This window comes from Ruminococcus sp. OM04-4AA (genome assembly GCF_003462585.1).
GTDB lineage: Bacteria > Bacillota > Clostridia > Lachnospirales > Lachnospiraceae > Mediterraneibacter > Mediterraneibacter faecis.
In genome coordinates, this window is sequence record NZ_QTZH01000141.1 from 1 (window position 1) to 1428 (window position 1428).

Consider the following 1428-nt stretch of genomic DNA (forward strand, 5'->3'; position numbering starts at 1 on the left):
GAAAACATTCCTAAACTCACTTGTACTGATTTAATCAAATCTTTCAATTTTTCGGTTTTATCTTTTGTAAGTTTAGAATCTATCCAAATGCCACATTTTTTAACAATCACATAAAGTAATGACATTAATGGATCACCGTGATTATCATATAACCATGCATTATAATATACTGGAAGATATGAATGTTTTAAATCAATTTCTTCTAATGTTGTACCAGTAAAATATAGCTTCATTTTATCCAGTTCATCTTGGGTATCATCTGTACTAAAATTTTTCATTGTCTGATATTCCAATGTTTTTTCTATTTGCCGAACATAAAATGTTTTCCCCTCTCCCCATCTTGCGTCAAGACTAATAAACATATTTCCTTCGATAAGTTCTAATGCTTCTATAAAATCTTTGATTTCTGTATTTCTCGTTCCATTCTGTTCTTTAATTGACTGTAAAATATTTTCATCCGTAGCTTCTAATGTTGCTCTTTTCATTTGCTAAACATCTTCTTTCTTTTTTATACATCTTCAAGGTGCTTACTACCCTAACACACTATATAGAAGAAATCAAGTTATTTTATCATGATATTGTATTTTCAGAATTTTATTAGTATTTTCAATCAAATTTTATGATTACCAAAATATACTACCCTAACACACTATATAGAAGAAATCAAGTTATTTTATCATGATATTGTATTTTCAGAATTTTATTAGTATTTTCAATCAAATTTTATGATTACCAAAATATATCAAAAATTTTTAATCTTACATCCAATCGGACGAACCATGTAATTGGCAGGATAAAAGAAAAGCACCTTCAGAAGATCAATTTTATCTTCCGTCAGTGCCTTTCTTATTTTATTTGTCGCTATAATGATACCTACATGCCAAGATGTAAATATTTTTCTCATCAATCTTATAAATCAAGCGATCTTTATCATTAATCCGTCTACTCCAGAAACCAGCCAAGTTTCCCGATAATGGCTCTGGCTTTCCTATGCCTTCATTTCCATTTCGGTCAATATCTTTTAAAAGATTATTTATTTTTTTCAATGTCTTTTTATCTTCTGTCTGCCAGTAAGTATAGTCTTCCCAGCCATTATCAGTAAATACTTTATTCATCTTCTAATACCTCAGACAATGCATGAGAAGTAAAATTTCCACTTTCCAGCTGCACTTTGGATTCCATTAACCAGTCATAATTTGCTTTATTTCCCATAACATAAACATTTTCCATTAAGTTATTGTAAGCTTCTTCAGACATCATAACAACATTTTTATTATTTTTGCGAGTAACAATCATTGTCTCATAATCATCCGTCACTTGATCCATATAACTTTTCATATTATCTCTTAAAGACGTATAATTTACAGCTAACATATCATTCACCTCCGTACAGTTTTCTGTACTTAAATTATAACGTACAACATTCTG

At 29.3% G+C, this 1428-nt stretch carries 3 protein-coding genes; all 3 read right to left on the reverse strand.

Going from position 1 to position 1428, the window contains the following annotated elements; all coding sequences use genetic code 11:
- The coding region (locus DXB52_RS15715) for a P-loop NTPase fold protein (protein ID WP_472520571.1) at window positions 1-485 on the reverse strand (485 nt) is incomplete at its 3' end.
- Window positions 486-851: 366 nt separating this feature from the next.
- The gene (locus DXB52_RS15720) at window positions 852-1115 is read right to left on the reverse strand and encodes a Txe/YoeB family addiction module toxin (protein ID WP_118108049.1); all 264 of its coding nucleotides are present in this window, start codon (window positions 1113-1115) and stop codon (window positions 852-854) included.
- A partial coding sequence (locus tag DXB52_RS15725) for a type II toxin-antitoxin system Phd/YefM family antitoxin (protein WP_472520574.1) occupies window positions 1108-1428 on the reverse strand: 321 nt, incomplete at its 5' end. The genes DXB52_RS15720 and DXB52_RS15725, both read right to left, overlap by 8 nt.

Coding starts and splice junctions, on each gene's coding strand:
- DXB52_RS15720 (WP_118108049.1), bottom strand. CDS start 1,115: ATGAATAAAGTATTTACTGATAATGGCTGGGAAGACTATACTTACTGG.